Source organism: Alicycliphilus sp. T452 (assembly GCF_054512775.1).
Genome location: NZ_JBTNEH010000064.1, coordinates 1 through 2090 on the forward strand (window position 1 = coordinate 1; position 2090 = coordinate 2090).

The following is a 2090-nucleotide window of genomic DNA, read 5'->3' on the forward strand; positions in this document are numbered from 1 at the left end:
CGGACGGCTCAAGCAGTTCCGACGCATCGCCACGCGCTACGACCGCAAGGCCGCCCACTTCATGGCCTTCCTCTGCCTCGCTGCAAGTCTGGCTTGGCTGACAGATTGAATGTCGATTCAACCTAGGGCCTGCAGCAGAACGGCGTGGTCGAGCGCGTGATCAGAACGCTCAAAGACCGATAACTGTTCCACAAGCGGCCATATGATCGTCTGGGATGCGACACTTATGTTTTAGCGGCCTGATCTGTGTAGAAACCGCTGGGTCAATACACACTGACATGCAGCATTTTGTTTATTTAACCGAGGAGTGACCATGGGCTGGGACACAGTCAGAACCGACGGGAGAAACGGAACCGGGGATTGGAACGGATTTGACATCCCGCTTGAGAGGATCTATGCTGCCGCAGATAAATGGAGAGTTGCAGTTGGGAGCGAAAAAAAGCTGTGGCTTTGCTGGAACATCTCGCATAACTGGTCCCTGCTGCAACAGCGCATGGTGGCCGCTGTTGGATGGACTCCAGTAGTGGGGTTTGACCCAAATTGCCAGCCGAAGTCGCTCGATGTAATTTCCGAGGCTATATTCTTGGATTTCAATGCCGACCTCGGTCTCAAGGTTATGTGGCCGCATTTTCCATTGGAATTTGCGTTCCTGTGGGCTGATCGCCTTGCTTTCTGGCACGCCGATCTGGTGATGTCCATGCCGCAGCTAATAGACATTGCGCACCAATTTGCGGAACTGCCCGACGGGGGGATCGCTGCAGTGTATTCTACCGGCGGACTACGCAACGTGTTCCGGATCAAACAGCACCGCTACTGGGAACTCCTTGGTTGCACTACGGCTGGTGCCAGCCGCCACCAATTTGAGCACGGCTGTGGGTGGTGGCGGAATTTTGAATCCCATCCTAAAACTCCTCTCGCCGAACGAGCTGAGCGCGCTACCTACTACTATGACAGCGGCGTGGGTGTTAGGTATTGGGAAAAGCGTTATCAAAAAAAAATATTGCGCCTTGAGGAGAAGAAATACCTCAGCGGCCACTGTAGCGAGATCGGATACCCTGGCTACTATAAAAAATCGAACCATAAGGGCGAAGAGCTTGATCTCAATTTTGATCTTGAGCAAGTGGCCGAACGGTTCCAGCTCACACCGTTGTTACATTCATCTTGATACTGACCTAACCCTGTCTCAGGATTTCGAACCGTTCGGTAACAGAACGACCGGCATGATGAAGGCCCTTTTTGGGGCAGGAGCATGTCGTGAAGAAGAGCAAGTTCACTGAGGATCAGATCGCCTTTGCGTTGAAACAGGCCGAGTTGGGCACGAGCGTTGAGGCGGTGTGAATCGCCCCGGGGATTGAACTGCCCCCCAGAAGTTGGACGAACTTCAAGGGGTTTCATGAAGAAGTACGAAACAGAGTTCAAGCTGGAAGTGGTCCAAAGCTTCTTGGCAGGCGAAGGCGGCGCGAAGCTTTTGGCTCGGCGGTGGTCGGTTCCCGAGGAGAAGGTCCGCACGTGGGTGAGCCACTACCGCCTGCACGGCATCGACGGTTTGCGCCCCAAGCGCAGCGCGTACAGTGCGCAGTTCAAGTTGCAGGTGCTGGCTCATCAGGATCGCGAGCAGCTTTCCAGCCGTCAGGTCGCGGCGCTCTATGACATCCGCAATCCCAACCAGATCGTGGTCTGGCGGCGCAATCTCGATCAAGGCCGCCTACAGGCGCGCGAGAGCGGGAAAGAAGAACAGCCCAAGATGAAGCCAAAACGACGCTCTGCAGCACCGTCGAGCACGGTCGTTGCCGATGCGGAGAAAACCCTGCGGGAAGAGAACGACCGACTGCGCGCGGAGGTCGCGTACCAAAAAAATTGCAGGCCTTGATCCGGTCGAAGAGGTCAGCTGCGCCGACAAAGCGCGTCTGATTGCCGGGTTGAGGCATGACCATAAATTGGCGGACCTGTTGCAGGTAGCGGGCCTAGGTTGAATCGACATTCAATCTGTCAGCCAAGCCAGACTTGCAGCGAGGCAGAGGAAGGCCATGAAGTGGGCGGCCTTGCGGTCGTAGCGCGTGGCGATGCGTCGGAACTGCTTGAGCCGTCCG

The 2090-nt window shown here is 55.7% G+C and carries 2 protein-coding genes and 2 pseudogenes; 3 read left to right on the forward strand and 1 reads right to left on the reverse strand.

Annotated features, from left to right (window positions below):
• The 3 genes and pseudogenes from ACX12L_RS22870 to ACX12L_RS22880 form a co-directional block, all read left to right on the forward strand.
• A pseudogene (locus tag ACX12L_RS22870) lies at positions 1-109 on the forward strand (IS5/IS1182 family transposase); the annotation flags it as partial.
• Between the two features lie 204 nt (positions 110-313).
• Complete coding sequence (locus ACX12L_RS22875; protein ID WP_459264562.1) at positions 314-1165, forward strand: hypothetical protein; 852 nt, start codon at positions 314-316, stop codon at positions 1163-1165.
• A 228-nt stretch (positions 1166-1393) separates the two neighbouring features.
• Complete coding sequence (locus ACX12L_RS22880; protein ID WP_459264563.1) at positions 1394-1870, forward strand: helix-turn-helix domain-containing protein; 477 nt, start codon at positions 1394-1396, stop codon at positions 1868-1870.
• 111 nt (positions 1871-1981) lie between these two features.
• On the opposite strand, the pseudogene ACX12L_RS22885 reads toward ACX12L_RS22880, so the two are convergent.
• Positions 1982-2090, reverse strand: a pseudogene (locus ACX12L_RS22885) (IS5/IS1182 family transposase); the annotation flags it as partial.